Genomic DNA, 26,495 nt, shown 5'->3' with positions numbered 1-26,495 from the left:
CTCACGACGCGTGCCTTCCATGGTGCCCGTACTGCGGCATGCAAGCTCCCCCTTACTTTGCCCGTGCAACATAAGGCACGGGAGGGTGGGGCGTACACCCGGGGGGCGGATCGGGCACGGCGTCCGGTCTCCGCCCCTCCGCCGCCGTCCGGGTGCCGGTCAGCTCTCCTCGGCCAGCTGCCGCACCGTCTCCAGGCCGGGGGCCCCGGTGAGGGATCCGGGCACCACATGGCTCGGGTTCGCGGGGTCGGAGTCCCGGACCAGCTCGGCGAGGGCGGCCGTGGGGCGCAGCCCGCGGGCCTTGGCGTCCCGGAGCCGGGACACGTACAGGGCGCCCCGGTTGAACGCCTCGTCGCCGCCCGCGCTCCGCGCCTTCCAGCCCGCCGCGTCGTCCTCGTCGTTCGCCCAGACGTAGCCGAGGACGGCTCCCTGTCCGTTCGCCACCGTCACGTAACGCACCGGCTTGTCCGTGCTGCGGGCGTACCGGGCGGGCCCCGCGACCTCCTCGAACCGGAGGGGCTCCGTCATCCGGGGGTTGGTGTTCCGCTCCCGGCTCATGGTCGTGCCTTCCTCTCCTCGCTAGCGCGGCAGCACTTCGCCGTACACCTGGATCTGGCCATTCTCCCTGAACACACGGGTCACCCGGTACTGCGTGCCGCGCCCCAGGAGCAGCTCCCGCTCGCCCATGCCGAACTTCCCGACCTTCTCGACCCACAGCGCGGGGGTCCCCTTCGGGACCCGGAGGTGCAGGATGGCGTCCTCGCCCGCGAAGGCGGCCACGGGGTGGTTGCCGAGGGACGTGGACATGTATCCCCTGTCGGTGTACGTGTTGCCCAGCATCTCGAGCGGATCGTCCAGGTCGAGGTGGCCGATGCCGGTGCCGCGGACCACCATGACGTCCTCCGGAACGGCATGGCCCGCGAGGGCCGCGTCGACCTCGTCGATGTTGTGCTGGACGTACGGGCTCCACTTCGAGGTGTCGCCCCGCAGGTAGCCGTTCATCTCCTTGTACGTTCCCCACCCGTCGGGATGCGGGGCCGGGAGGCCGTAGTTGGGCTCGTCGGTGTAGTCCCAGACGGCTTTCCGCCGGACCTCCGGCATGTTCTCCGCGTAGTGGTTCCAGTACGCCTGGCCGTAGCGGACGGCGTCGGCGTCCGTGGGGAAGGGGACCGTGCCCTCGGAGACTTCGGCGAGCGCCACCCGGTGCTGTTCCGCCGGGGTGAGCTTGTCCCACTCCGCGTCGGAGACGTGGGGCTTGTACTCGAACGGCTCCCCGGCCCCGCCGTGACCCGGCACGTCCGTGCCCGTGTGGCCCGGGGCGGCCGGTGCGTCGGCGCCGTGGTGCGCGACGGCGTCCGCGGCCGTGTCCCCGACGTCCGGGGGGTCCCCGGCCTCCGGGTGGTCGCCCGCGTGCGTCGCATCGTCCGTGTGACCGGCACCGTCGTGACCGGCACCGTCGTGACCGGCACCGTCATGACCGGCGCCGTGCGGGGTGTCGTCCGGGTGGGCGGTGGGGGTGTCGTGGCCCGTGGTGCCGTGGGGTTGGGGTGCGTCGGGACCGTGTCCGCCCGTGCCGGGGACCTCGTGTCCGCCGGTGTGGGGGGTGGTGGCCGGCAGGTCGTGGGGGGTGGTGGCCGGCAGGTCGTGGGTGGTACCGGCCGTGGGGGTGTCGTGGTACCACGCCGACGGTGTCGTACCGGAGTGGGTTCCCGCCGGAACCGTGTCACCGGTGCCGTGCGGGACGCCGCCGTGGACGCCGTCGGGCGTCGCGTGCGCGGCACCGGCGTGAGCGCCGCCGTCGGCCGTGTGCGCGGCGCCCGCGTAGACCGGTGGTTCGGGGGACTGGATCGTCCAGTGGGACGGAAGTCCGGAGGGTGTCCGGTACGACGCCGGGGCCTCGTGGGGAACCGGCGTGGTGTCGATGGTGCCGTCGGGCGAGACGAGGTTGCCGTTGGGCTCCATCACGCGGCCGTCGGGGAGCTGGACGGAGCCGTCCGGGAGCGTGGGGATGTCGATCGTCCCGACGCCCTTCAGCGCCTTCGTGATGTCGCCGATCTTCGACAGGCCCGCACCCGCGCCCTTGGCGATGTACGTCATCGGGTCGATGACCTTGCCGGCCTTCCCGGCGACCGACAGGACCTTCGCCACCGCGCCCGCCTTGCCCGCGCCGGACGCGGCAGCTCCCGTCCCGCCGGTGAACACCGTGGTCAGCACGTTGAAGGTGACCGCACCCGCCGCACGCGCGGGGTTCTTGCCCCACTCGTCCCACGCCACCAGCGCCTTGCCGGTCTCCTTCATCGCCGTGCGCGAGTCCCGCAGCCACGACGGCAGCTTGTCGTCCGGCAGCAGCCAGAACGCCGTGCCCACCAACGGCATCCCGGTCAGGACCAGACCGGTCGCGAGCTGGGCGAGCCCCTTCCAGGCCTGGCCCATCGCCTCCCAGCCGCCGAACCCGACCAGCGTCCCCAGACCCTTGATCGTCCCCCACACACCGTCGACGATCAGACCGTCCCACACGAACGACTTCACCCAGTGGCCGACCTCGTACCAGTGGTGCTTCTCCTCCACCGGGTCACCCCAGGGAAGCTTCGCGTTCTTCATGTCCTCCGCGTCGAACCCGTACTGGTCGGTGCGCTCCGAACCGTCGCCCGCGACCATCTGGGTCCCGCCCCACAACGCGGTGATCTTGTTGTGGCAGGTCCGCTCCGCCGCCCAGAACGCCGCCACCGTCGCCGTGATGTCGTCCCGCAGCCGGTTGTGCTCCTCGACCTTGTCCTCGTCGTACTCCCACTCGTCGTCGTCCTTGACGGAGTCGACGAACGTGTGTGCCTTCGTCTTCAGGGACTTCAGTCTGGAGACGAGGGGGCGGATCTCCGTCGCGTAGGAGGACAGCGCGGAGGACACGGTCTCGAGGTCGCCGGCGAAGTCGTCGGCGCGGTCCTGCACCGGCTTGGTGGTGGCGAACAGCTGCTCCGCCTCGGGAGCCTGGTAGAACGCCGACAGCCCCTGGAACCGGGAGTTGATGTCCTTGCCCGTGTCCCGGACGTTCTCGGCGTCCTTCTTCAGAGCCGCGTGGTCCAGCTCCAACTGCGCCAGATCGCCCGTGAACTGCGGGATCTGTTCCGGATCGATCACGCCTTGCCGACTCCCGGCGCGTCCAGCTTCGGCGCCTTCAGCGTGTTGCGCTGCGCCTCCGCCGCCATCTCCTCGTCACCGTTGAGATACGCCGTCGTCGCGTCCACCACGCCCTGCAACGACTTGCCCGCACGCGCCGCCACGAACTCCAGGTCCTTCGACGCCCGCTCCGCGAACTGCGACAACGCCAGCGCCACCAGACCGCCCTGCGCCTGCTCACCACCCGCGGCCGGCGCGTCCGCGGAGATCGTGCCCGCGCTGGACGCCGCCGACGTCAGATGCTCACCGAACGCCGTCGCCTGCTTCTGCAGGCCCGACGCCGTCTCACCCGTCGTCTTCAGCACCTGTTGAATACCCTGCGGCTTCAAATCCCAGCCGGGCACTACGAAACCCCCGTAAGTCAGGAACGCGCTTTTCCGGATCCGACCGCCGTACCGGTACGTCAGCCGATGTTGTCGACCGCGGCCTTCGCCCGCTGCGCCGTCGACTGCGCCGTACCGTCGTTCTTCTCCAGCGTCGACTTCAGCAGACCGATGATGTTCCGCACCTCATTGGACGCGTTGTTCCACCGCTGCTCCTTGCCGTGGTACTCCTCCGCCACACCGTCCGCCGTGAAGTCCGCCATCGCCGTCTTCACCTGACGGTCACGCTGCCCGATCACCTCTTCCAACCGGGCGATCACCGACTGGATGTTCCCCTGCGCATCCGCCGAGGCACCCGAGTCGTACGAACGACGATCAGCACCCGCACCAGCCATCACACACTCCCCGTGAAAAGAAACAGAACCGGACCGGACTCAGGCCGCGCACTCAACGCGCGCCGAAGCGCGCCGCGTCGAAGTTCGCCGCCGCCATCTGCTGCCGCGCGTTGTCACCCTGCTCCTGGTCGCCCGAGGAGAACGCCGACTCCATCCCCGACTGACCGCCCAGGATCGCCGACAGCGACGAGTTCAGGTCGTTCGCGATCTCCTCCGCGCGCGCCTTGAACTGGTCGAACATCACCCGGCCCGTGCCGTTGAACTTCCCCTCCAACGGCTGCGCGGCCTGCACCAGCTGCCGCACCAACGACCCCAGGTCATCGCTCGACCCACGCGAATCACGCATCAGCGTCGACAGCGTCTGCGCACCCATGTCGAACTTCATACCGAACCCGCCTCCCCCGTTGGGACCTGCTTGTCACACCTGTACGCACTCCATTGGTAGCAACTCTCCGCTCGGCGGGGCAATCGGGAAGCGGTCGCAGTTACGGAGGTGGCACAAACGTATGACCGACCCGCGGGGACATAACGGGACATGAGCGACCGATCGTCAGCGGCACAGCGGGACATGGCCGGCCGGTCGTCAGCGGGACATGACCGGGCGGTCGTCAGCGGGACATGGCCGCCGTCGGGCCCTCGCGGCAGACGAGCAGGAGCGCCCGGTCGTCGTTGACGTCCTTGGCGACCGCCTCGATCAGGTGCCAGGCGGCGCCCTGGAAGCCGCCGGCGACATAGCGGTCGGCCTCGCCGGTGAGGCGGTCGATGCCTTCCATGATGTCCCGGTCGGAGGTCTCCACCAGGCCGTCGGTGAAGAGCATCAGCACGTCGCCGGGGCGCAGCGAGCCCTTCACCGGGTCGAACTGGGCGCCCTCGTACACGCCGAGGAGGGGACCCTCGGCGGCCTTCTCCTCCCAGCGGCCGGTGCCGGAGCTGAGCTGGAGACCCGGCGGGTGCCCGGCGGAGTACAGCTCGTAGTCGCCGGAGTCGAGGTCGAGGACGAGGTGGATGGAGGTCGCGAAGCCCTCGTCCCAGTCCTGGCGCAGGAGGTAGCCGTTGGCGGCGGGCAGGAACGCGTGCGGGGGCAGGGAGCCGAGCAGGCCGCCGAAGGCGCCGGACAGCAGGAGGGCCCGGGAGCCGGCGTCCATGCCCTTGCCGGAGACGTCCGTGAGGACGACCTCCATGGTGCGGCCGCCGTTGGTGCGGGCCGCGACGACGAAGTCGCCGGAGAACGACTGTCCGCCGGCCGGCCGCAGCGCCATCTCGCGGTGCCAGCCCTGCGGCAGCTTGGGCAGCTTGCTCTGCACCCGGATGCGTTCGCGCAGGTCGAAGAGCATGGTGCCGCCGCGCCGCCAGGGCACGCCGACCCGGCTGCGGAACTGGGCGATGAGCAGGCCGAAGAACCCACAGGCCGCCACGACCAGGACCACGCCGGGGGTGACGCGGGACGGGCCCTCCGTGTACGGGCCCAGTTGCACCGACTCCACGATCAGGGCCGTGGCCGCCGCCGCGTACAGGCCGAGCAGGCTCGCCGGGCGCAGCAGCAGACCGCCGGCCACGATGGGCAGGACGAGCGCGGCCGGTGAGCACCAGACCGAGTCGGCGAGCGTGGTGACCGCGATCAGGGGGACGGTGAGCAGCAGGCCGGCCAGCGCGATCCAGTCCGAACCGTCGCCGCGGAAGTAGTCCACGGCGCTTCTGCGCACGCCGGTGCGGACCCGGTGCACCAGGTGCTTGAACCGGGCCGTCAACGTCTCGGCTTCCGAGCGCCGCTGTCGTCCTGCTGCCATTAGTTCGGGACCCTATCCATCCAACCCGCCGCTTGGCACGGGAGGTCCCACTTGTCCCCCGTCCGAGGCTCGACTTCACAGTGAACGGCATGGAAAGCACTCGTGCCGCGGAGAGGGAGAAATTCCCTGACTCGTCCCGCATCCGGCCGTTGGGCGCGGGTTCGTGGTGATTGCGGCGGCGGGTCGGTGACGGCCGCCGCGGCCGCGCGTGCGCCCGGCGGTCCGGGCGGGGTCAGGGTCTCTGGCAGGTGGGGCACCAGAACAGGTTGCGGGCCGCCAGGTCGGCGGTGCGGATGCCGTCGCCGCACAGGTGGCAGGGCTGGTGGGTGCGGCGGTAGACGTAGACCTCGCCGCCGTGGTCGTCGACGCGGGGCGGGCGGCCCATCGCCTCCGGGGTGTGCTCGGGGCGGACCGTGTCGATGCGGTTGTTACGGACGCCCTCGCGCATGAGGGCGACCAGGTCGGACCAGACGGCCCGCCACTCGGCGGGGGTGATGTCCCGGCCCGGGCGGTAGGGGTCGATGCGGTGCCGGAAGAGGACCTCGGCGCGGTAGACGTTGCCGACGCCGGCGATGACCTTCTGGTCCATGAGGAGGGCGGCGATCGTCGTACGGCTGCGGGAGACGCGGCGGTACGCGGCGTCCGGGTCGGCGTCGGCCCGCAGGGGGTCCGGGCCGAGGCGGTCGTGTATCGCGCGCTTCTCGCCGTCCGTGATCAGCGCGCAGGTCGTGGGGCCGCGGAGGTCGACGTGGGCGGTGGGGTTGGTGAGGCGCAGGCGGACGGTGTCCGTGGGCGGGGGCGCGGGGGCGTCACCGAAGGCGACCTTGCCGAAGAGGCCGAGGTGGATGTGGATCCAGGTGTCGGTGCCGAAGCCGAGGAAGAGGTGCTTGCCGTGCGCCTCGGTGGCGTGGAGGACCGAGCCGTCGAGGAGGGCGGCGGCGTCGGAGAACTTGCCCTGGGGGCTGCTGAGGCGGACCGGCCCGCCCCGGAAGCGGGCGGCGTAGTCCTCGGCCAGCCGGTGGATGGTGTGCCCTTCTGGCACGGTGCGGCGTCCTTCCTGCCCTGCCGTCCCGGCCGCGCCCCGGGAGGGGGCGCCGGCGGGTGGGTTCTGCGTCGGTCCCGCTGCGGGGTGGGGTGCACCTGCCCCGCAGCGGGGTGGGGTGCGTCGGTCCCGCTGCCGGGGTGCGGTGCGTCAGTCCTGCTGCGGGTGGTGCGCCGGGATGGGCGGCAGGTCGCCGGTCGTCTCGTACGCCGCGAGCATGTCGATGCGGCGGATGTGGCGCTCGTCACCGGAGAACGGCGTGTTGAGGAAGGTCTCGACGAACTTCGTCGCCTCCTCCTCGGTGTGCATGCGGGCGCCGACGGCGACGACGTTGGCGTTGTTGTGCTGCCGGCCCAGGGAGGCCGTCTCCTCGCTCCAGGCGAGGGCGGCGCGGACGCCCTCGACCTTGTTCGCGGCGATCTGCTCGCCGTTGCCGGAGCCGCCGATCACGATGCCGAGGGAGCCGGTGTCCGCGGCCGTGCGCTCCGCGGCGCGGAGGCAGAAGGGCGGGTAGTCGTCCTGGGCGTCGTAGATGTGGGGGCCGCAGTCGACCGGGTCGTGACCCGCCGCCTTGAGCCATTCGACGAGGTGGTTCTTGAGTTCGAAGCCGGCATGGTCCGAGCCGAGATACACGCGCATGGGACGAGTGTGACACGCGCGCCACCGGGTGGCAGCGCCGGGTGTCGTGGCCGAAAGCCGGCCCGAGAGGCCCTCCTTTCAGAGCACGGTGAAGCTCTCCTTCACCTCGTCGTACGTGCGCAGCGCCGCCGTCTCGACGTGCGGCTGGTACCAGGTGTTGATCTGGTACGACGTCCCGCCCTCGTCGAAACCGAGGAGGCGGGCGTGCCAGGGGGTGCCCTGGAGCGTGAACGTGTACTCCCAGACGACCGCCGGGTTGCCGCGGAACGTCGTCTCCTCCAGGCGGATCTTGCGGTAGTCCCGGCCCTGGTGGGCGTTGCGTTCCGAGGTGCGCCAGGTGTCGATCAGGTCGCCCCGGGCCAGGGAGGAACTGGCCACGAGCTCCTGGGTGCCGTCGGGGGACGTGTAGTGCACCTCGGCACCCGTCTTCACGTCCCGCCGCCAGCCCTCGGGCGGCGCCCACGCGTACCCGCCGGCCTCCTGGTGCGCGCCGGGCGGCAGGCTCGGCGGTCTGGAGGTGCCCTCGACGGTGGCAGTGGGCGTGGCGGTGGGGGTGGGGGTGGGCGTGGTGGCGGAGGTGGTGGCCGGGTGGTGCGTGGGTGAGGAACCGGCCTGGTTCCCGCCGTGGCCCGATCCGGGCGAGGCCAGCGCGATCGCGACTGCGGCGGCCACGGCCGTGACGCCGGTGGCGGCCGCGAGGGCCGTACGGCGGCGGAGGGCGACGGGGAGGCGGGGGCGGCGCCCGGCGGGGCGGGGTGCGGGGGCGGCCGGCGCGCTGGGGCTGCGCTCGGGCGGCGCGGCAGGCCTGTGCTCGGTGGGCGCCTGGGACCGTGTGAGCGAGACGCCGGGGCGGGCGGGGGGCGGGGCTCCGCCGGCCGCGTGGGGTTCCGGCCGGCGCGGGTCCGCCGGCGGCCGGGCACCGGGCCGTGCCCCGGCCCGGCTCCCCGGCGGCCGGGGCGGTGTCTCCGGGGACGGCGGCTCTCCGGCCGCCGCCCGCGCCGTTTCCTCCCCGGCCGCCGCCGGAGTCACCGGGGTCGGCGAAAGCGGGGCAGGCGGTGCGGGCGGTGCAGGCGGTTCCGGCGGTGCGGGCGGCGGTACCGGCGAAGGCGGCGCGGGCGCCGGGAAGGCCACCGGCCGCAACACCGACTCCAGGTCGGTGAGACGTGCGCGGACCGTCGGTTCCTTCTCCAGGAGCGCGGCCAGGATGTCCCGCAACGGCCCTGCCGTGGGCGGGAGTTCGGGTTCCTCGTAGAGGACCGCGTGCAGGGTCGCCAGGGTCGTGTCGCGGGAGAAGGGCGAGTGGCCGGCCAGGGCGGCGCAGAGGGTGGCGCCCAGGGACCACACGTCGGACGGCGGACCCTGCGGGCGGCCGGAGATGCGCTCGGGGGCCATGTAGTCGGGGGAACCGACCAGCATGCCGGCCATGGTGAGCGCCGTCGTGTCCTGGATCGCGGCGATGCCGAAGTCGGTGAGCACGACGCGTTCGCCGCCGTCCTCGACCAGGACGTTGCCCGGTTTGATGTCGCGGTGCAGGACACCGCGCGCGTGCACCTGGTGCAGCGCGGTGACCAGGCCGAGGCCGATCCGGGCCGTCGCGCCCGGGTCGAGGGGTCCCTCCTCGGCCGTGATCCGCTCCAGGGAGCGGCCGGCGACCAGCTCCATGACGATCCAGAGGCGTTCGCCCTCGTCGACGACGTCGTAGACGCGGACGACGTTGGGGTGGTCGATCCGGGCGGTGGCCCTCGCCTCGCGCAGGGTGCGTTCGCGGCGGGTGCGCGCGTCCTCCGCGTCGAGGCCGTCGATGCGCATCTCCTTGACGGCGACCTGCCGGTCGAGCATGTCGTCGTTGGCCCGCCACACCCGCCCCATTCCCCCCTGGCCGATACTCTCGACCAGCCGATAGCGTCCCGCCACCACAAGACCCGGAATCCCGGAACTCCTGGTGTTTCCCGGACCGCCCGTGTTTCCCGGGCCCCCCGCTCCTCCCGCATTCCTCGCATCACCCGGCAATTCACGTCACCCCCTCCATTGCCCGCTTCCTGAAAACAATGGTCACACTTGGTGCCGCACCAGCATAGTGCGGAGAAATCTTGTGGTACCTCTTCAAGTACTGCGAATTCAGGCGCAGCCAAGGGGGGCGAACATGAGTTCTCGTCGTATGTCGGCGGTCGCCGGATCGCTGGTCGCGGCATCTTTCTCGGCGGTGCTGGTGCTTTCCGTGCCCGCCGGGGCGGACGACCAGGGGCCCGGCAGCAGCGAGGGGGGAAAGGCCGTCGACCAGGCGCCGGACGGCGTCGAGTTGACCACGCTCCTGCCGGAGCGGATCTCGGTCGACAACGACTCCCGGGAAACGGCGATCACCGCCACGGTGAAGAACGAGGGGACCAAGGAAAGCGGTGCGGTCAGGCTTTTGGTCGTCGGATTCGACGGGCTGACGGTCGAAAACGTCAAGGGGTGTTCACGGATCGCGGAGAAGGATCTCCCCGAGGGCTCGAACAGCGGTTTCTCCTGCCCCGTCGGCTCCCTGGCGGCCGGGGCGTCGACGTCGTACGACATCGACGCCACCTTTGATCTCGGCAAGGCCGGGAAGATCTGTCTGCCCGTCCAGACCACGGACGGGTCGAAGACGTTCTGGCAGCAGGGCCCGGTGCCGTTCGGGACGACCAACCCGTCACCGAACGCGCCCGCCACCCCGCTGCTGCTCGGCACCGACAACACGCCCGTGGGGCCGGGCGGCGACGAGTTGCCCAGGACCGGGCCCGGCCGCGAGGTCGTGCCGCTCGGCGCGGCCGGGGCGGCACTGCTCGCGGCCGGCGCGGCCGGACTGTGGTGGTCGCAGCGGCGAGGTGCTGGGGGCTGAGGGGCGAGGGGGGAACGGCAGAGGCCCGCCCTGCCGTCGTGAGACGGCCGGGCGGGCCTCTTCTCGTACCGGCCCCCGGGGTCAGCGGCGGGTGAGCTTCCAGGCGCTGGGCAGCAGGCCCATCGCCAGGGCCGCCTTGAGGGCGTCGCCGATCAGGAACGGGGTGAGCCCGGCGGCGATCGCGGCGGAGGCGGAGATGTCGGCGGCGTAGGCCAGGTAGGGGACGCCGACGGCGTAGATGATGGCCTCGCCGACGAGCATGGTGCCGGCCGTGCGCCACATGGTGCGGTCCGCGCCGCGGCGGGCGAGGGCGCCGACCACCGTGGAGGCGAGGATCATGCCGAGGACGTAGCCGAAGGAGACGGCGGCCGCGCCGGACGCGCCGTCCGCGAACCACGGCACGCCCGCGACACCCGCCACGGCGTAGAGGGCCAGGGAGAGGAATCCGCGCCGCGCGCCCAGGGTCGTGCCGACGAGCAGCGCGGCGAAGGTCTGGCCGGTCACCGGCACCGGGGAGCCGGGCACCGGGACCGCGATCTGGGCCGCGAGGCCGGTGAGCGCGGCGCCGCCGAGCACGAGCGCGACGTCCCGGACACGGGAGGCCGGGAGGAGGTCGGCGAGGACCTGTCCGGGGCTGGCGGGGGTGGCGGCAGCGGTGCTCATGGGGACTCCGCGGGGTCGGGGGCGGTTCGGGACACCGTGACGCTATCCCAGGGGAGTGGGGCCCATCACCGTCACGGGTCGACAAACGGCCGTTCGGGGACTTGGTGGGCTTTGGACAACATGCCGTGGTTACACCCGGTACGGCGTGACGCTGGTCACTGAGGTGACGTGGTGCGGCCTACGGAGAGGGAGGGACGGGCGTCTGTAGGGTTTCGCCAATCGGGCGCGACCTGAACGCCGAGGCCGTACGGACCACCAGGCCGCACAGACCACCAGGCCGTACGGACCACCAACCCCCGCGAAGCACCGAGACCCGCGGACCACCGGCACCCGCAGACCCACCGGCACCGCCCGGCGCGGCGCCACCGCCCGGTAGAACCGGCCCCTCGGTCCGGCCCGCCACCACCCGGTAGGACCGGCACCGCCGGCGCGGGCCGGCATCCCCGCTGCCGCCACCGTCTCCCCCGCCACCACCGCCGGTCTCCCCGTCGTCGCCGCCACGACCGCCGGTCTCCCCCGCCACCACCACCGCCGGTCCCCCCCCTCGCCGCCACCACCACCGCCGCCGTCACCCCCGTCGCCACCACCACCGCCGCCGTCACCCCCGTCGCCACCACCACCGCCGCCATCTCCCCCGTCGCCGCCACCACCCCCGCCGCCGTCTCGCCCGTCGGTCGCCGTCTGGGCAGCGGTGGACCGCTTTGCTAGCTTCGGGCCCATGGTTGCCCAGGCCCGGAACTTCTCGTCGCGTCGCCACGTCGACCTGCGGCGCGTCGGCGCGGCCGCCTGTCGCTCGCCCCGGTGAGGCGGGCGGAGCCGATCCGTCCCGCCTCCTTCGCAGACGGCGCAGTGTCGGACCGGCCCCGAGGAACTCCTCATGTCCCGTACCACGGCATTCCCTCCCACCCCCTCTCCCGTCCCCCGGGTCGCCGACAGCGACCGGCGGCGGACCAGCGCCAGCGTGATCCTGCGGTCCGTGCTGGAGCACGGGCCGGTCGCGCGCAGCACCATCGCCCGGCTGACCGGGCTGTCCCCGGCCTCCGTCACCGGCCACTGCGCCCACCTGAGCGGCCTCGGGCTGATCCGGGAGACGGACGCGCCGCGGCGCGGCAACGGGGCGGGCAGGCCGCACGTCCCGGTGGATCTGGACGACGGGCGGTTCGTGGTGGGCGGCGTGCACGTGGCCGTGCCGTACACGACGGTGGCGCTGCTCGATCTGCGCGGCCGGGTGGTGGCGCGGCGGGAGGCCAAGCACCGCGGGACCGACCCCTTCGCCGTGCTGGCACGGGCCGCCGACGGGCTGGAGGCGCTGCTCGCCTCCGCTCCCGGCCGCCGGGCCCTGGGGGTGGGGGTGGCCGTCGGCGGCTGGGTCGACCGGGACGCGGGGACCGTCGTGGAGCATCCGCTGCTCGGATGGCGGGACGTGCCGGTGCGGGAGGCGATCGGCGACCGCACCGGGCTGCCGGTCCAGGTGGACGGGCACGCGCGGGCGCTGGTCAACGCGGAGCGGCTGTTCGGGCGGGCGCGCGGCAGCGGCAGTGTGCTGCACCTGTTCGCCGGCAACGTCGTCGACGCGGCGTTCGCCACCCGCGACGAAGTGCACCACGGGCCGCGGTCGCAGGCGGGCGCCATCGCCCATCTGCCGCTGGCCGGGGGCGGCGAGCCGTGCGCCTGCGGGCGGACCGGCTGCCTCCAGGCGGAGTTGAGCGAACGGACGCTGTGCCGGCGTGCCCGCGCGGCCGGGGTGACCGACGGGACGAACCCGATGCACGTCGTCGCCGCGGCGGCCGGCGGGAACCCGGTGGCCGTACGGCTGCTGCTGGAGCGGGCCCGGACGGTGGGGCGGGCGGTGGCGCTGCTGATGGACGTCCTCAACCCGGAGCGCGTGGTCGTGACGGAGGTCGGAGCGCTCGCCCGGGAGGACTGCCTGGCGGCGATCCGCGCGGAGGCCGGGCCGGCGCGCGCGGCCTCGGTGGCGCCGACGAGTTTCGCGGACTCCGTGCTGGCGGTGGCGGGCGGCGCGGTGGCCCTGGACGTGCTCTACCGAGATCCGCTCGCCGTGCCGCACGACGGGAATTAATTCAGAAACTCGGAATGTTGACAGGAGCCCGACGTGGCATGGAATATCTACCTCATGAGCTGTCGCACCTTCTGTTGCTGACGCCCCGGCGCGCCGGGAGCGCGCACTTCTCCTCTCCCCCGAGTGAATTCCGTCCGTGAACTCTCCGCGCGAGTTCCCTGCCCGGGCACATGCGCCGCACGAGTTCCCCGCGCGAGTCCTCCGCATCAGTTCCCTGCGTGAATTCCTCGGGTGCATCCCGTTTCCCGCGTCACCGTATCGGTCTTCCGCGTCGGATTCCTTTCCTGCCCGGAATCCCGCCCGTCTCCCACGGCCCACGGCCGCCGCCCCGCCGCCGCGCCCCGCCGCCGTCTCTCCGCCGCTCCTGTCTGGGGGTCCTCCCATGCCCGTTTCCCGTGCGCCCGGTGTCGACCGGCGCCTCTTCATCGCCTCCCTGCTCGGAGTGACCGCCGCCGCGGCCGGTCTGAGCGGCTGCGCCGAGAGCAGCGCGGCCACCGGGTCCGAGGGCGCCTCGACGGCTCCGCTCGCCGACAAGGTGCCCGCCGGCACCAGTCTGAAGATCGCCTCCTATCTGAACGCGCAGGAACTCCAGCTCAAGCTGGCGAAACTGCCCGAGCTGCCGTTCAAGGTGTCGAACTGGCTGAACATCGGCGCCGGCCCCGATGTCATCAACGCCTTCCGCGCGAAATCCCTGGACGTCGCCAACAATGCGGGCATCCCGCCGATCCAGGCGCACTACCAGGGATTCGACGCGAAGATCGTCGCGATCAACATCACGCGCAAGCCGAACTACCTCTTCGCCACCAAGCCCGGCAGCGACATCGAAAGCGTCGACGATTTCAAGGGCAGGAAACTGGCGTTCTCACAGGGCCAGGCGCAGGGCGTCGTCCTGCTGCGGGCACTGAAGAAGGCCGGCCTGGCGTACGACGACGTGGACCTCGTCCCGCTGACCAGCAACCAGTTCCTCACCGCGCTCCAGTCCGGCCAGGTGGACATCGCCCCGCTGGGCAACACCCAGGCGCCGTCCTACCTCCAGCAGTACGGGTCCAAGGGCGCCCGCACCATCGCCACCGACGTCGTCGACCTGCTCAACCTGCTGTGGGCGCCGGTGTCCGTGCTGAACGACCGGGCGAAGGCGGCCGCGATCGCCGCGTACGTCCCGCAGTGGGCGCAGAGCCAGGTGTGGCAGTACGAGAACCCCGACGTCTGGAACCAGGAGTTCTACGTCAAGACGCAGAACCTGACCCTCGCCCAGGCCGAGGCCGTCACCGCCCTCGCCAACAAGCCGCTGTTCCCGCCGAGCTGGGACGAGGCGATCGCGTGGGAACAGGAGACGGCCGACCTGCTCGCGGAGGGCGGCTTCGTGAAGAAGTTCGACGTCGGCGAGCTCTTCGACCACCGCTTCGAGGGCATCGCCGCGCAGTCCGTACCGGCCGAGTACCGGAAGTGACCGCCATGACCACGACCACCCTGCACAAGGCTCCCGCCGTCGCCGCCGACGAGCGCCCCCGCACCCGCCGCCGAGGGCTCGCCCCCGGCCGGCGCCTGCCCGCCGCCCGCCTCACCGGGCCCCTGCTGCTGCTCGCCCTGTGGGCGGCCGCCTCCGCCGCCGGACGGCTCGATCCGGGGGCGATCCCGGCGCCCTGGACGGTGCTGGAGTCCGGCGCCCACCTGTGGACCGACGGGACGCTGACCACCGACATCCTCACCTCGTTGCAGCGGGCCGGGTCCGGCTTCGCGATCGGCCTGACCGCGGGGGTGGTGCTCGCGCTGGCGTCCGGGCTCACCCGCACCGGCGAGGCGCTGATCGACGGGACGGTCAACCTCAACCGGGCGATCCCGACCCTCGGCCTCATCCCGTTGTTCATCCTCTGGCTGGGCATCGGCGAGACCTTCAAGATCGCGATCATCGCCATCGTCGTCTACATACCGATCTACCTCAACACGCACGCCGCGCTGTCCGGCATCGACCACCGTTTCGTCGAACTCGCCGAGGTCCAGGGCCTGTCCAAGGCGCGGTTCATCCGGGAGATCGTCATCCCCGGAGCGCTGCCCGGGTTCTTCGTGGGGCTGCGGCTCGGCGTGACCGGTTCCTGGCTCGGTCTGGTGGTCCTGGAGCAGATCAACGCCACCAGCGGCCTCGGCTACATGATGTTCCAGGCGACGAACTACGGCCAGTCGGACGTCATCCTGGTCGGTCTGGTCGTCTACGGCATCTTCGGTCTGATCTCCGACAGCGCGGTCCGTCTCATCGAACGGAGGGTGCTGTCGTGGCGCCGCACACTGAGCAGCTGACCCGTCCCGCCGTCCGGCTCAGGGGACTCACCCGCTCCTTCGACGGGCGTACCGTCCTCGACGGCATCGACCTGGACATACCCGCCGGCCAGTTCGTGGCCCTGCTCGGGCACAGCGGCTCCGGCAAGAGCACCCTGCTGCGGGCGGTCGCGGGCCTCGACCACGAGGTCACCGGCAGCGGGCAGCTGACGGCACCGGAGCGGGTGTCGGTCGTCTTCCAGGACTCCCGGCTGCTGCCCTGGCGGCGGGTGCTGCCGAACGTCCTGCTCGGACTGGACGGCAAGGAGGCCGAGGAGAAGGGCCGCGAGGCCCTCGCCGAGGTCGGGCTCGCCGGCCGCGAACGGGCCTGGCCCAGCGAGCTGTCCGGCGGCGAGGCCCAGCGCGCCGCACTGGCCCGCTCGCTGGTGCGCGAGCCCGAACTCCTGCTGGCCGACGAGCCCTTCGGGGCGCTGGACGCGCTCACCCGCATCAGGATGCACACCCTGCTGCGCGAGCTGTGGGAGCACCACCGGCCTTCCGTGCTGCTCGTCACCCACGACGTGGACGAGGCGATCGTGCTCGCCGACCGGGTCCTCGTCCTCGACCACGGCCGCATCGGCCTCGACCTGACCATCACCCGCCCGCACCCGCGCTCGTACCGCGACCCGCTGCTCGGCGAGTACCGCGAACGACTGCTCGCCGCGCTCGGCGTCACCGAGGACGTCGCATGACCGTCCGCCGCGGTGACCGCCCACCGGGGGCGGCCGCCCCCCGGCCCCCGCTTCGGCCCTGAACGGGCCTCGTCCTCACACGCCGGACGGGCTGGACACAGCCGTCCGGCCCCGCCCCACCCGAAGGACCCCCATGCCCCGGCAACTCCACCTCAACGCCTTCCTCATGAACACCGGCCACCACGAGGCGTCCTGGCGGCTGCCCGAGAGCGACCCGTACGCCCACGTGGAACTCGCCCACTACGTGCGCCTGGCCCGGGCCGCCGAACGCGGCACCTTCGACTCGCTCTTCCTCGCCGACAGCCCGCAGCTGTGGGGCACGGTCGCGCAGCGCCCGGCTGGCGCGCTCGAGCCGCTCACGCTGCTGACCGCGCTGGCCACCGCGACCGAGCACATCGGCCTGATCGCCACCGCGTCCACCTCCTACAACTTCCCCTACAACCTGGCCCGCGCGTTCGCCTCGCTGGACATCATCAGCGGCGGCCGGGCCGGCTGGAACGTCGTCACCACCGCGGGCGCCGAGGCCGCCCGCAACTTCGGACTCGACGCGGAACCCGCGCACGCCGAGCGCTACGCCCGGGCCGCCGAGTTCCTCGACGTGACGCTGAAACTCTGGGACAGCTGGGAGGACGACGCGGTCGTCGCCGACAAGGCGTCCGGGCTCTGGGCGGACGACACGAAGATCCACCCGCCCCGGCACCGGGGCCGTTTCTTCAGCGTCGAGGGTCCGCTCAACGTGCCGCGCACCCCGCAGGCCCATCCGCTGCTGGTGCAGGCCGGCTCGTCGGAGAACGGCAAGGCGTTCGCGGCCCGGTACGCCGAGGCGGTGTTCACCGCCCAGCAGACCCTCCAGGACGCCCAGGCGTTCTACGCCGACCTGAAGTCCCGTACGGCGGCGGCCGGCCGCGACCCCGAGCACATCAAGGTGCTGCCCGGCATCGTCCCGGTGATCGGCTCCACCGAGGCCGAGGCGCGGGCGGACGAGCGGGTGCTGGAGGACCACATCGTGTACGCGCACGGGGTGTCCCGGCTGGAGAGCCTGCTGCAACTGGAGCCGGGCACCCTGGAGCTGGACGCGCGGCTCCCCGCCGACCTGCCGCCCGAGGACGCCGTCGAGGGCGCCAAGAGCCGCTACACGCTCGTGGTGGAGCTGGCCCGGCGCGAGCGGCTCACCGTGCGGCAGCTGATCGGCCGGCTCGGCGGCGGGCGCGGGCACCTCACCTTCGCCGGGACACCCGAGCAGGTCGCCGACGCGATCGAGACCTGGTTCACGCAGGAAGCCGCCGACGGCTTCAACATCATGCCCGCGCTGCTGCCCTCCGGCCTCGACGCCTTCGTCGACCACGTCGTCCCGCTCCTGCGCGCCCGCGGCCTGTTCCGCACGGACTACGGCCCCCGGCAGACCCTCCGGGAGCGCTACGGCCTCCCCCGCCCCGCCAACCGGTACGCCACCGGCACCGGGGCGGCCACCCCCGCCCTCGTCTGAAAGGACCCACCCATGTCCCTCGACATCCGCAAGGTCACCGCGCACATCGGCGCCCAGGTGTCCGGCGTCGACCTCGCCGGGCCGCTCGACGAGGAGACGGTCGCCGCCCTGCGCGAGGCACTCGACGTCCACAAGGCCCTGGTCTTCGACGACGTCGACCTCGACGACGAGGGCCAGCAGGCCTTCGCCCGCCACTTCGGCGACCTCACCACCGCCCACCCGACCGTGCCCGCCGTCGACGGCGCCCCCAACGTGCTGCCCGTCGACAGCGAGCAGGGCATCGCCAACCACTGGCACACCGACGTCACCTTCGTCCTCAACCCGCCGCAGGTCAGCACCCTGCGCAGCCTGACGGTCCCGCCGTACGGCGGCGAGACCCTGATCGCCAGCTCGGCGGCCGCCTACCGGCAGCTGCCGGAGCCGCTGCGCCGGCTGGCCGACGGGCTGTGGGCGGAGCACACCAACGACTACGACTACGCGGTCCCGGCCGAGGACGTCGACGAGGAGCGGGCCGCGCAGCGCGCCCAGTTCACCTCGATCAAGTACCGCACCGCCCACCCCGTGGTCCGCGTCCACCCGCTGACCGGCGAGCGCGGACTGTTCATCGGCGGGTTCGCCCAGCGGATCGTCGGCCTGTCGGTGGGCGAGTCCCGCACGATCCTGGACCTGCTCCAGTCGTACGTCGTCCGGCCGGAGAACGTCCTGCGCCACCGCTGGTCGCCGAACCAGTTGGTGATCTTCGACAACCGCATCACCCAGCACTACGCCGTCGACAACTACGACCGGCAGCCGCGCCGGCTGCACCGGGTGACCGTCGCCGGTGACGTCCCGGTCGGCATCGACGGCAAGGAGAGCTGGTCGGTGCAGGGGGACGCGGCGCACTACACGTCCGTGGCGGCGTAGCCACGGGGCGTTCCGGACGTGTCCGGATAGTGGGCGGCCCATTCCCTCCAGCGGACGGGCCGCCCAGACTGTGGGGGTTTTTGACCTCTCACGCATTGGACGAGCCGCGCCCATGCCCCACATCACCGCAGGGACCACTCCGCCGGAGGCGGACGTCTCCCTCTCCCACGGCCTCAAGCAGCGCCATCTGTCGATGATCGCCCTCGGCGGCGTCATCGGCGCGGGCCTCTTCGTCGGGTCCGGCGCGGGCATCGCCGCCGCCGGACCGTCGATCGTCCTCGCCTACGCCCTCTCCGGCCTCCTCGTGATGCTGGTGATGCGGATGCTGGGCGAGATGTCGGCCGCGTATCCGTCCTCGGGCTCCTTCTCGGCGCACGCCGAGCGGGCGATCGGCCCCTGGGCGGGCTTCACCGCGGGCTGGTCGTTCTGGGTGCTGCTGTGCACGGCCGTCGGGCTGGAGGGCATCGGCGCGGCGAAGATCGTCACGGGCTGGCTGCCGGGCACGCCCGAGTGGGCGTGGGTGGCGCTGTTCATGGTCGTCTTCTGCGGGACGAACCTGGCCGCCGTGAAGAACTTCGGCGAGTTCGAGTTCTGGTTCGCGGCCCTGAAGGTCGGGGCGATCAGCCTGTTCCTGGTGCTGGGCGTGCTGGCGATCGCCGGGGTGCTGCCGGGCACGGACTCCCCGGGCGCCTCGCACCTCACCGACTTCCTTCCGCACGGCGGTGAGGGCCTGGTCGTCGGCCTGCTCGCCTCCGTCTTCGCCTACGGCGGCCTGGAGACCGTCACCATCGCCGCGGCCGAGTCGGAGAACCCGGTGCGGGGCGTGGCGAGCGCGGTCCGTACGGCGATGTGGCGCATCGCGCTGTTCTACGTCGGCTCGATGGCCGTCATCGTCACCCTGGTGCCCTGGGACGCGCCGGAGGTCGTCGAGAAGGGCCCGTACGTCGCCGCCCTCGACCGGCTCGGCATCCCCGGCGCCGGCCAGCTGATGAACGTGGTCGTGCTGGTCGCCCTGCTGTCCGCGATGAACGCCAACATCTACGGCGCCTCGCGCATCGCCTACTCCCTGGTGGGGCGCGGCCAGGGCCCCGCGGCGCTGGGCCGGGTCTCCGCCGGGGTCCCCCGGACCGCCGTCCTCGTCTCCTGCGTCTTCGGTTTCGTCTGCGTGCTGCTGAGCTACTGGCGGCCCGACGACGTGTTCACCTGGCTGCTGAACATGATCGGCGCGGTCATCCTGGTCGTCTGGATCTTCATCGCCGTCTCCCAGCTGCGGCTGCGCGGCCGTCTGGAGCGCGAGGCACCCGAGAAGCTGGTGGTGCGGATGTGGGCGTTCCCGGTGCTGACGTGGGTCGCGCTGGCCGGCATGGCGGCGGTGTTCGTCCTGATGGCACGTGAGCCGGGCACCCGGGTGCAGCTGTACTCCACGGGCGCGATGACGGCGATCCTGGCGGCGGCCGGGTACCTCCGGCAGCGCCGGCTCGCCCGGGACTGACCCCGTCCCGCGTCCCGTCCGAGGCCCTCACGTGAGACCCGTGAGGGCCTTTTCCCTGCCCTGACCTGCCCTGCCCGGACCTGCCCGGACCTGCCCCGGGACCAGACGTGACGCACGGGGGCCTTCCCGGGGCGGCCGGCCCTACGGCTCGCAGGGGACGTTCAGGGACATGAGGGACACGGTCGGTCCCTCCAGGCGGATCTCGCTCACGGCGGCGTTGCGCAGGCGGGGGAAGAGGCGGCGGTAGTGCTCGACGGGGAGCGACAGCAGCCGGCACAGCGCCAGCCGCAGGAGGGTGTTGTGGGCGACGACCAGGACGCGTCCGCCCTCGTGGGCGGCGGCGATCCGGCGCAGGGCCGCGGCACCGCGGGCGGCGGCGGTCCGCGGGTCCTCGGCCTCGGGGAACGGGTGCCCGACCGGGTCCGCCAGGAAGGCCTCGGCGCGCCGCGGGTCCGTCACGGCGAACTCGGCGAGCGTACGGCCCTCGACGACCCCGAAGTCGCACTCGCGCAGGGCGGGTTCGCGCCGGGCGGCCAGACCCAGGGCGCGGCACGCGGGTTCGGCGGTGGCGGTGGCGCGGGAGAGGGTGGAGGTCCAGACGGCGTCCACGGGGTGGGCGGCGGCCCAGCGGCCGAGCGCCTCCGCCTGGGCCCGGCCCCGGTCGGTGAGGGCCACGTCGGTCAGCCCCGCATACCGGTTCTCGGCGTGCCACACGGTCTCCCCGTGGCGGGCCAGGAGCAGGGCCGTCCGCAGCCGGAGCGTCGCTCCGGGCTGCTCGTCCTCGGTGTCGTCGGCCTCTGCGGCCCGGCCGGTGTCCACGGTCGTCACGGTGCCCTCCCCGGTGTCGGCGATCGTTCGTCGCACCGGCGGATACGGAAGTACCGGCCGGTCCGACTCACCGTCACGAAGGCTTCCCCGGCCGGACAGCGCGGACACGAGGGGGCGGGGCGGGTCCGCCGGAGGTGCCGCGCGGACCCGCCCCGCCCGACGCCGGGTGACCGGGCGGACCTACAGGTTGCTGAAGTCCGGGCCCTTGGTGCGGGTGCGCTTGATCTCGTAGAAGCCGGGGACGGAGGCGACCGCGAGGGTGCCGTCCCAGAGGCGGGCCGCCTCCTCGCCCCGGGGGGCGGGGGTGACGACGGGGCCGAAGAACGCGATCTGCTCGCCGTCGGGTCCGGGCACGGCGATGACCGGCGTGCCGACCTCCTGGCCGACCTTCTCGATGCCCTCCTTGTGGGAGGCGCGCAGCTCGGCGTCGAACTCGAAGTCCTCCTGGTCGGCGTAGTCGATCAGGTCGGCGGGCAGTCCGGCGTCGGCGAGGGCGCCGGCGATGGCCTCCGGGGTGGGGCCCTCGCCGTTGTTGTGGAAGCGGGTGCCGAGCGCGGTGTAGAGGGGGCCGAGGACGTCGTCGCCGTGCTTCTGCCAGGCGGCGGTCACCACGCGGACCGGCTTCCAGGCCTTGGTGGCGAGCATCTCCCGGTACTCCTCGGGCAGCTCGTCGAGCTTGTCCTCGTTGAGGACGGCGAGGCTCATCACATGCCAGCGGACCTCGATGTCGCGGACCTTCTCCACTTCGAGCACCCAGCGGGACGTCATCCACGCCCACGGGCACAGGGGGTCGAACCAGAAGTCGACGGGGGTCTTCTCCGACATGTCTCTCCTCGGGGCGAACCGTTTCCCCGGTGAACGCCTCCGGCCGTGCGGCGCATTCCCCGGTGCCCGGCGTCAGGGGCGCATGGCAGGATCGGTGCTGTCCAGCGCCATCCGGCCGACCCGAGGGAGTACCGCCCGTGCCCGGTGAGAACCTGTCCCGCGACGAGGCCCGGGAGCGGGCCGCCCTGCTGTCCGTCGACGGGTACGACGTGTCGCTCGACGTGCGGTCGGCGGTGGGCGAGGCGGCCGGGGACGGTCCGCGCACCTTCCGTTCGGTCACCACGATCCGCTTCCGCTGCAACGAGCCGGGCGCGTCGAGCTTCGCCGACCTCATCGCCCCGAGCGTGACCGCGGTCACCCTCAACGGCCGCGACCTGGACCCCGGCCAGGTCTTCGACGGCTCCCGGATCCTGCTGGAGGACCTGGCCGCCGAGAACGAACTGGTGGTGGACGCCCGGTGCGCCTACTCCCGTACCGGCGAGGGCCTGCACCGCTTCGTCGACCCGGAGGACGGCGAGGTCTACCTCTACACGCAGTACGAGCCGGCCGACTCCCGCCGCGTCTTCGCCAACTTCGAGCAGCCCGACCTCAAGGCCCCGTACCGCTTCGAGGTGCGGGCGCCCGAGGAGTGGACGGTGTGGAGCAACGGCGCGGGCGAACGGACGGACGGGGTGTGGCGGTTCGCGGAGACGAAGCCGATCTCGACGTACATCACGTGCGTGGTGGCGGGGCCGTACCACTACGTGACGGATTCCTACGAGCGGGTGTCCGAGGACGGCACGCGGCTGGAGATCCCCCTCGGCGCCCTGTGCCGCAAGGGCCTCGCGCCCTACTTCGACGCCGACGACGTCTTCCTCGTCACCAAGCAGGGCCTGGACTTCTTCCACGACCGCTTCGACTACCCGTACCCCTTCGGCAAGTACGACCAGGCGTTCGTGCCCGAGTACAACCTGGGGGCGATGGAGAACCCGGGGCTGGTGACCTTCCGGGAGGAGTACATCTTCCGGGGCAAGGTGACGCGGGCGTCGTACGAGCGGCGGGCGACCACGATCCTGCACGAGATGGCGCACATGTGGTTCGGCGACCTGGTCACCATGGAGTGGTGGGACGACCTGTGGCTGAAGGAGTCCTTCGCGGACTTCATGGGGTCCTTCTCGCTGGTCGGCGCGACCCGCTTCACCGACGGGTGGATCACCTTCGCCAACCGCCGCAAGGCGTGGGCGTACCGCGCCGACCAGCTCCCCTCCACCCATCCGGTCACCGCCGACATCCGCGACCTCCAGGACGCCAAGCTCAACTTCGACGGCATCACCTACGCCAAGGGCGCCTCGGTCCTGAAGCAGCTGGTGGCGTACGCCGGGCAGGACGCGTTCCTGGAGGGCGCCCGCCGCTACTTCAAGCGGCACGCCTACGGCAACACGCGCCTCGGTGACCTGCTGTCGGTGCTGGCGGAGACCAGCGGCCGGGACATGGGCGCGTGGGCGCGGTCGTGGCTCCAGACGGCCGGTGTGAACGCGCTGACCCCGCAGGTGCTGCTGGACCCGGAGGGCCGGGTCGCGGAGCTGGCGGTGCTCCAGGAGGCGGCGGAGTCCCACCCCGAGCTGCGGCCGCACCGGGTGGCGATCGGGCTGTACCGGGTGGCGGACGGCCGGCTGGTGCGGTACGCCCGCGCCGAGACGGACGTCGACGGGCCGCGGACGGTCGTCACGGAGCTGGCCGGCGCCGAGGCTCCGGACCTGGTCCTGGTCAACGACGAGGATCTGACGTACTGCAAGGTCCGCTTCGACGACACCTCGCTCCAGACCCTGCGGGAGCACCTGGGGGACTTCACCGACCCGCTGGCCCGCGCCCTGTGCTGGTCGGCGCTGTGGAACCTGACCCGGGACGCGCTGCTGCCCGCCCGGGACTTCGTGGACCTGGTGCTGCGGTTCGCGGGGCGCGAGTCCGACATCGGGGTGCTCCAGATGCTGCACGCCTGGGCGGAGTCGGCGCTGGTGCACTACGCGGCGCCGGCGTGGCGGGCGGCCGGTGAACGGCTGCTGGCGGAGGGCGCGCTGACGGAGCTGCGGTCGGCCCGGCCGGGCAGCGAGCACCAGTTGGCGTGGGCGCGGTTCTTCGCGTCGGTGGCGTCCGGGCCGGCCGACCTCGGCCTGCTCCAGGGGCTGCTGGAGGGCTCGGCGAAGATCGACGGCCTGGAGGTGGACCAGGAGCTGCGCTGGGCGTTCCTGGAGCCGCTGGCCGCGCACGGGGTGGCGGACGAGGGCGTGCTGGCCGCCGAGCTGGCCCGCGACGACACCGCGTCGGGCAAGCGCCACCAGGTCCGCTGCCTCGCCGCCCGTCCGTCGGCGGCGGTCAAGGCGCAGGCGTGGGCGCAGCTCGTGGAGTCGGACGCGCTGTCCAACGCGCTCGTCGAGGCGACGATCGCCGGCTTCGCCCGGCCCTCGCAGCGCGAGCTGCTCGCGCCGTACGCGCCGAAGTACTTCGAGGTGATCGCGCGGATCTGGGAGCAGCGGTCCATCCAGATCGCGATGCACGTGGTCAGGGGTCTGTTCCCGGCCGCCCAGGACTCCCCCGCGACGCTGGAGGCGACGGACGCGTGGCTCGCGGCGCACGCTTCGGCGCCCCCGGCGCTGCGGCGGCTGGTCCTGGAGGCGCGGGACGACCTGGAGCGGGCGTTGCGCGGACAGGCGTGCGACGCGGCGGCCGACGCCGGCTGAGGCCCTCGGGGTCCGGCCGACCGGTCGAGCCTTCGGGGCCCTGCCGGCCCGGCCGGGCCCTCGGGGTTCGGCTGCCCCGGCCGGACTCCCGGGGTTCGGCCGCCCCGGTCGAGCCCTCGGGACTCTGCCGGCCCGGCCGGGCCCTCGGGACCCGGCTGCCCCGGCCGACCCTCGGGGTTCGGCCGCCCCGGTCGACCTTTGGCCTGAACTCCGGCGGACGGTGACCGTTACGGAATTCATTCCATCCGAACCGTAACCCCTGGCCCCACCCGGCGGGACCAGGGCTTTCGGCTCCTACTCGGCATCCGAACACGCGTCCTTTAGGGCGAGCTTGTCCGCTTTTGTCGACAGACGTGTAACAGGGGTTAAGGGGCGGATCGGACGAGGGAATGTCCGGGGCATGAACCACAACACCCCGCTCCCCCCGGCCACCCCCCGCCCCGTCTGCCACCTGTCGGACGTCCAGCGCCGCGTCATGACGGCGGCCCAACTGCGCACGCACGGCGTGTCGTCCGCCGAGACCGTCGAGCAGTGCCGGCCCGGCGGCCCCTGGCGGCAGATCCTCCCGGGGGTGTTCCTGCTCCACCCCGGCCCGCCGACCAGCGAGGAGCGGCTGCACGCGGCGCTGCTGTACGCGGCCCGCGAGGTGCCGGCGCCCGCGGTGCCGGTCCAGCCGGGCGTGGGGGAACCGCACCGCCCGGTGTACGCCGAGGCGGTGATCACGGGGCTCGCGGCGCTCACGCTGCACGGCTTCACCACCACGCCCCCGCTGCTCTCCGTCGAGCGCATCGACATCCTGGTCCCCCGGCTGCGCCGGCTGCGCTCGGCGGGCTGGGCGCACGTCGTCCGCACTCACGCGCTGCCCGCGGCCGAGCAGGTGACGGGCGTGCCGGTGGCGCCGGTGCCGCGCGCGCTGGCCGACGCGGTGGCGTGGCTGACGGACGCGGTGGCGGTCCGGCGGCTGCTGACGGAGGCGGTGCGCGGGGGCCACTGCGAACCGGCTGCGGTCGTCGCGGAGTTGAACCGGGCGAAACTGCTGGGCCGCCCGCACGTGGTGGACGCGGTGGACTCGCTGCTCGCCGAGGGCCGGGCGATCGCGGAGCACCGCCTCTACACGATGGTCCGCGAGTACGGTCTGCCGGACCCGGTGTGGAACGTCGACCTCCGGCTGCCGGGCGGCCCGCACCTGGGGGGTCTGGACGCCTACTGGCCGGAGCAGGCGGTGGCGGTGGAGCTGGACACGCGCGCGCCCCGGCAAGGCCACCGGCAGGACGACGACGCCCTGTGGTCCGAGTACGCGCGCAAGCGCGAACACCTGGAGCGGCTCGGCATCACGGTCGTGCACATCACGCCCAAGAAGCTCCGCGACGCGATGGAACAGCAGGCGACGGTGGTGCGTACGGCCCTGATGGCGGCCGGGGACCGCGATCCGGCCGCGCACGTCGTGGTGCTGCCCCGGTAGTGACGCACCGGGGACCGGCATCAGGAGGGGAGAGGAGGGGCCGTCCGGCGAACGGACGGCCCCTCCTCGTGCGGGCCGTTCCTCGTGCGAGCCCCTCCTCGTGCGGGCCGTTCCCCTGCGGGCCGTTCCCCTGCGGACCGGAACGCGCGACCCGGACGGTCCGCCGCCCTACGCCTCCGGCGCGGACACCCGCCCGGTGACCGGGCGTTCCCGCCACAGCCGCAGCGCCACGTCGACCAGCCGTACCCGGGTCAGCCCGGCGACGGCGTCCAGGTCGTGCCAGGCGGCCATGTCGGTGGAGCCGCCGACCTCGTGGCGCAGCTCGCCGCCGACGACCCGCCCCTCGTACACGATCCGCACCCCGTGGTGGTCCACGGGCCCGCGCAGGCCCGCGCGGCGGAAGACGTGACGGGAGGAGTCCACACCGAGCAGACCGGTCACCTCGACGCGGTACCCGGTCTCCTCCTCCAGTTCGCGCACGACGGTGTCGTGGGGGTCCTCGCCGTGCTCCATGCCGCCGCCCGGCAGCACCCACTCCGGGGTGCCGTCCGGCGCGGGTGAGCGGGCGAGCAGGATCCGGCCGTCCCGGACACACACGGCGTAGGCCGCCACCCTCAACTTGTGTCGCACAGGGGGACGTTAACCGGTCGGGTCCGGATCGTCAGGTGAGTATCCGGGGGCGGACCGGAGCAGGGGAGGGCGCGGCCGACGGAGGGGCGGCGGTGGGGGCGGGGATCCTGACGGTTATGTGCGGGATGCGCGGCGCCTGGGGCGACTTGTCGCGTTGGCCGCCGATGCCCGCAATCGACATCGC

Annotated in this window: 23 protein-coding genes; 10 read left to right on the top strand and 13 right to left on the bottom strand. The window is 72.8% G+C overall.

The window, feature by feature from the left end:
- Positions 1–159: 159 nt before the first annotated feature.
- The 9 genes from ACZ3KJ_RS01945 to ACZ3KJ_RS01905 all read right to left on the bottom strand — a co-directional run bounded on the left by ACZ3KJ_RS01945 (position 160) and on the right by ACZ3KJ_RS01905 (position 9,229).
- Positions 160–558, bottom strand: a complete 399-nt coding sequence (locus tag ACZ3KJ_RS01945; protein ID WP_389512384.1) for a hypothetical protein — start codon at positions 556–558, stop codon at positions 160–162.
- Between the two features lie 21 nt (positions 559–579).
- On the bottom strand, positions 580–3,135 hold the full coding sequence (locus ACZ3KJ_RS01940; protein WP_467523846.1) for an ADP-ribosyltransferase: 2,556 nt from the start codon (positions 3,133–3,135) through the stop codon (positions 580–582).
- Positions 3,132–3,479, bottom strand: a complete 348-nt coding sequence (locus ACZ3KJ_RS01935) for a DUF6507 family protein (RefSeq protein WP_389512388.1) — start codon at positions 3,477–3,479, stop codon at positions 3,132–3,134. Before ACZ3KJ_RS01935 ends, ACZ3KJ_RS01940 begins: the two co-directional genes overlap by 4 nt.
- Before the next feature lie 98 nt (positions 3,480–3,577).
- The gene (locus tag ACZ3KJ_RS01930) at positions 3,578–3,892 is read right to left on the bottom strand and encodes a pore-forming ESAT-6 family protein (protein WP_467523843.1); all 315 of its coding nucleotides are present in this window, start codon (positions 3,890–3,892) and stop codon (positions 3,578–3,580) included.
- A 52-nt stretch (positions 3,893–3,944) separates the two neighbouring features.
- Positions 3,945–4,277: a hypothetical protein gene (locus ACZ3KJ_RS01925; protein ID WP_467523842.1), complete on the bottom strand. Its 333-nt coding sequence runs from the start codon at positions 4,275–4,277 to the stop codon at positions 3,945–3,947.
- A 223-nt stretch (positions 4,278–4,500) separates the two neighbouring features.
- Complete coding sequence (locus tag ACZ3KJ_RS01920; protein ID WP_467523840.1) at positions 4,501–5,679, bottom strand: SpoIIE family protein phosphatase; 1,179 nt, start codon at positions 5,677–5,679, stop codon at positions 4,501–4,503.
- 232 nt (positions 5,680–5,911) lie between these two features.
- Positions 5,912–6,721, bottom strand: coding sequence for an Fpg/Nei family DNA glycosylase (locus ACZ3KJ_RS01915; RefSeq protein WP_467523839.1), 810 nt, complete (start codon positions 6,719–6,721; stop codon positions 5,912–5,914).
- A 150-nt stretch (positions 6,722–6,871) separates the two neighbouring features.
- Positions 6,872–7,360 (bottom strand): ribose-5-phosphate isomerase, encoded by a 489-nt coding sequence (locus ACZ3KJ_RS01910; RefSeq protein ID WP_467523837.1) that lies wholly within the window; start codon positions 7,358–7,360, stop codon positions 6,872–6,874.
- 78 nt (positions 7,361–7,438) lie between these two features.
- Positions 7,439–9,229, bottom strand: a complete 1,791-nt coding sequence (locus ACZ3KJ_RS01905) for a serine/threonine-protein kinase (RefSeq protein ID WP_467524787.1) — start codon at positions 9,227–9,229, stop codon at positions 7,439–7,441.
- A 274-nt stretch (positions 9,230–9,503) separates the two neighbouring features.
- On the opposite strand from ACZ3KJ_RS01905, the gene ACZ3KJ_RS01900 reads away from it, so the two are divergent.
- Positions 9,504–10,220 (top strand): hypothetical protein, encoded by a 717-nt coding sequence (locus ACZ3KJ_RS01900; protein WP_467523836.1) that lies wholly within the window; start codon positions 9,504–9,506, stop codon positions 10,218–10,220.
- Positions 10,221–10,301: 81 nt separating this feature from the next.
- On the opposite strand, the gene ACZ3KJ_RS01895 is transcribed toward ACZ3KJ_RS01900, so the two are convergent.
- On the bottom strand, positions 10,302–10,883 hold the full coding sequence (locus ACZ3KJ_RS01895) for a biotin transporter BioY (RefSeq protein WP_467523834.1): 582 nt from the start codon (positions 10,881–10,883) through the stop codon (positions 10,302–10,304).
- Between the two features lie 877 nt (positions 10,884–11,760).
- Here ACZ3KJ_RS01895 and ACZ3KJ_RS01890 point away from each other — a divergent pair.
- The 7 genes from ACZ3KJ_RS01890 to ACZ3KJ_RS01860 all read left to right on the top strand — a co-directional run bounded on the left by ACZ3KJ_RS01890 (position 11,761) and on the right by ACZ3KJ_RS01860 (position 19,849).
- Positions 11,761–12,963, top strand: coding sequence for an ROK family protein (locus ACZ3KJ_RS01890; protein WP_467523833.1), 1,203 nt, complete (start codon positions 11,761–11,763; stop codon positions 12,961–12,963).
- 382 nt (positions 12,964–13,345) lie between these two features.
- Positions 13,346–14,413 carry an ABC transporter substrate-binding protein gene (locus ACZ3KJ_RS01885; RefSeq protein ID WP_467523832.1) on the top strand — a complete coding sequence of 356 codons (1,068 nt, stop codon included), beginning with the start codon at positions 13,346–13,348 and terminating at the stop codon, positions 14,411–14,413.
- A 5-nt stretch (positions 14,414–14,418) separates the two neighbouring features.
- Positions 14,419–15,258: an ABC transporter permease gene (locus ACZ3KJ_RS01880; protein ID WP_467523831.1), complete on the top strand. Its 840-nt coding sequence runs from the start codon at positions 14,419–14,421 to the stop codon at positions 15,256–15,258.
- On the top strand, positions 15,234–15,968 hold the full coding sequence (locus tag ACZ3KJ_RS01875; RefSeq protein WP_467523830.1) for an ABC transporter ATP-binding protein: 735 nt from the start codon (positions 15,234–15,236) through the stop codon (positions 15,966–15,968). Before ACZ3KJ_RS01880 ends, ACZ3KJ_RS01875 begins: the two co-directional genes overlap by 25 nt.
- Positions 15,969–16,101: 133 nt before the next feature.
- Positions 16,102–17,454: an LLM class flavin-dependent oxidoreductase gene (locus ACZ3KJ_RS01870; RefSeq protein ID WP_467523828.1), complete on the top strand. Its 1,353-nt coding sequence runs from the start codon at positions 16,102–16,104 to the stop codon at positions 17,452–17,454.
- Between the two features lie 12 nt (positions 17,455–17,466).
- Positions 17,467–18,357, top strand: a complete 891-nt coding sequence (locus ACZ3KJ_RS01865) for a TauD/TfdA dioxygenase family protein (RefSeq protein WP_467523827.1) — start codon at positions 17,467–17,469, stop codon at positions 18,355–18,357.
- Positions 18,358–18,469: 112 nt separating this feature from the next.
- The gene (locus tag ACZ3KJ_RS01860; RefSeq protein ID WP_467523825.1) at positions 18,470–19,849 is read left to right on the top strand and encodes an amino acid permease; all 1,380 of its coding nucleotides are present in this window, start codon (positions 18,470–18,472) and stop codon (positions 19,847–19,849) included.
- Positions 19,850–19,990: 141 nt separating this feature from the next.
- Here ACZ3KJ_RS01860 and ACZ3KJ_RS01855 read toward each other — a convergent pair whose 3' ends face one another.
- Positions 19,991–20,602 (bottom strand): histidine phosphatase family protein, encoded by a 612-nt coding sequence (locus ACZ3KJ_RS01855; RefSeq protein WP_467524785.1) that lies wholly within the window; start codon positions 20,600–20,602, stop codon positions 19,991–19,993.
- Between the two features lie 255 nt (positions 20,603–20,857).
- Positions 20,858–21,502: a mycothiol-dependent nitroreductase Rv2466c family protein gene (locus tag ACZ3KJ_RS01850; protein WP_467523824.1), complete on the bottom strand. Its 645-nt coding sequence runs from the start codon at positions 21,500–21,502 to the stop codon at positions 20,858–20,860.
- A gap of 137 nt (positions 21,503–21,639) precedes the next feature.
- On the opposite strand from ACZ3KJ_RS01850, the gene pepN reads away from it, so the two are divergent.
- Together pepN and ACZ3KJ_RS01840 are read left to right on the top strand one after the other, a co-directional pair.
- Positions 21,640–24,219 carry an aminopeptidase N gene (gene pepN / locus ACZ3KJ_RS01845; protein WP_467523823.1) on the top strand — a complete coding sequence of 860 codons (2,580 nt, stop codon included), beginning with the start codon at positions 21,640–21,642 and terminating at the stop codon, positions 24,217–24,219.
- 400 nt (positions 24,220–24,619) lie between these two features.
- Positions 24,620–25,681, top strand: coding sequence for a hypothetical protein (locus ACZ3KJ_RS01840; protein ID WP_467523821.1), 1,062 nt, complete (start codon positions 24,620–24,622; stop codon positions 25,679–25,681).
- A 168-nt stretch (positions 25,682–25,849) separates the two neighbouring features.
- On the opposite strand, the gene ACZ3KJ_RS01835 is transcribed toward ACZ3KJ_RS01840, so the two are convergent.
- Positions 25,850–26,311 (bottom strand): NUDIX hydrolase, encoded by a 462-nt coding sequence (locus ACZ3KJ_RS01835; protein ID WP_467523820.1) that lies wholly within the window; start codon positions 26,309–26,311, stop codon positions 25,850–25,852.
- Between the last annotated feature and the right edge of the window lie 184 nt (positions 26,312–26,495).

The sequence above is a fragment of the Streptomyces sp. NPDC003248 genome, assembly GCF_055563235.1.
Note: the sequence above shows the minus strand (reverse complement) of the source record. Positions and strands in the feature narration are given on the sequence as shown.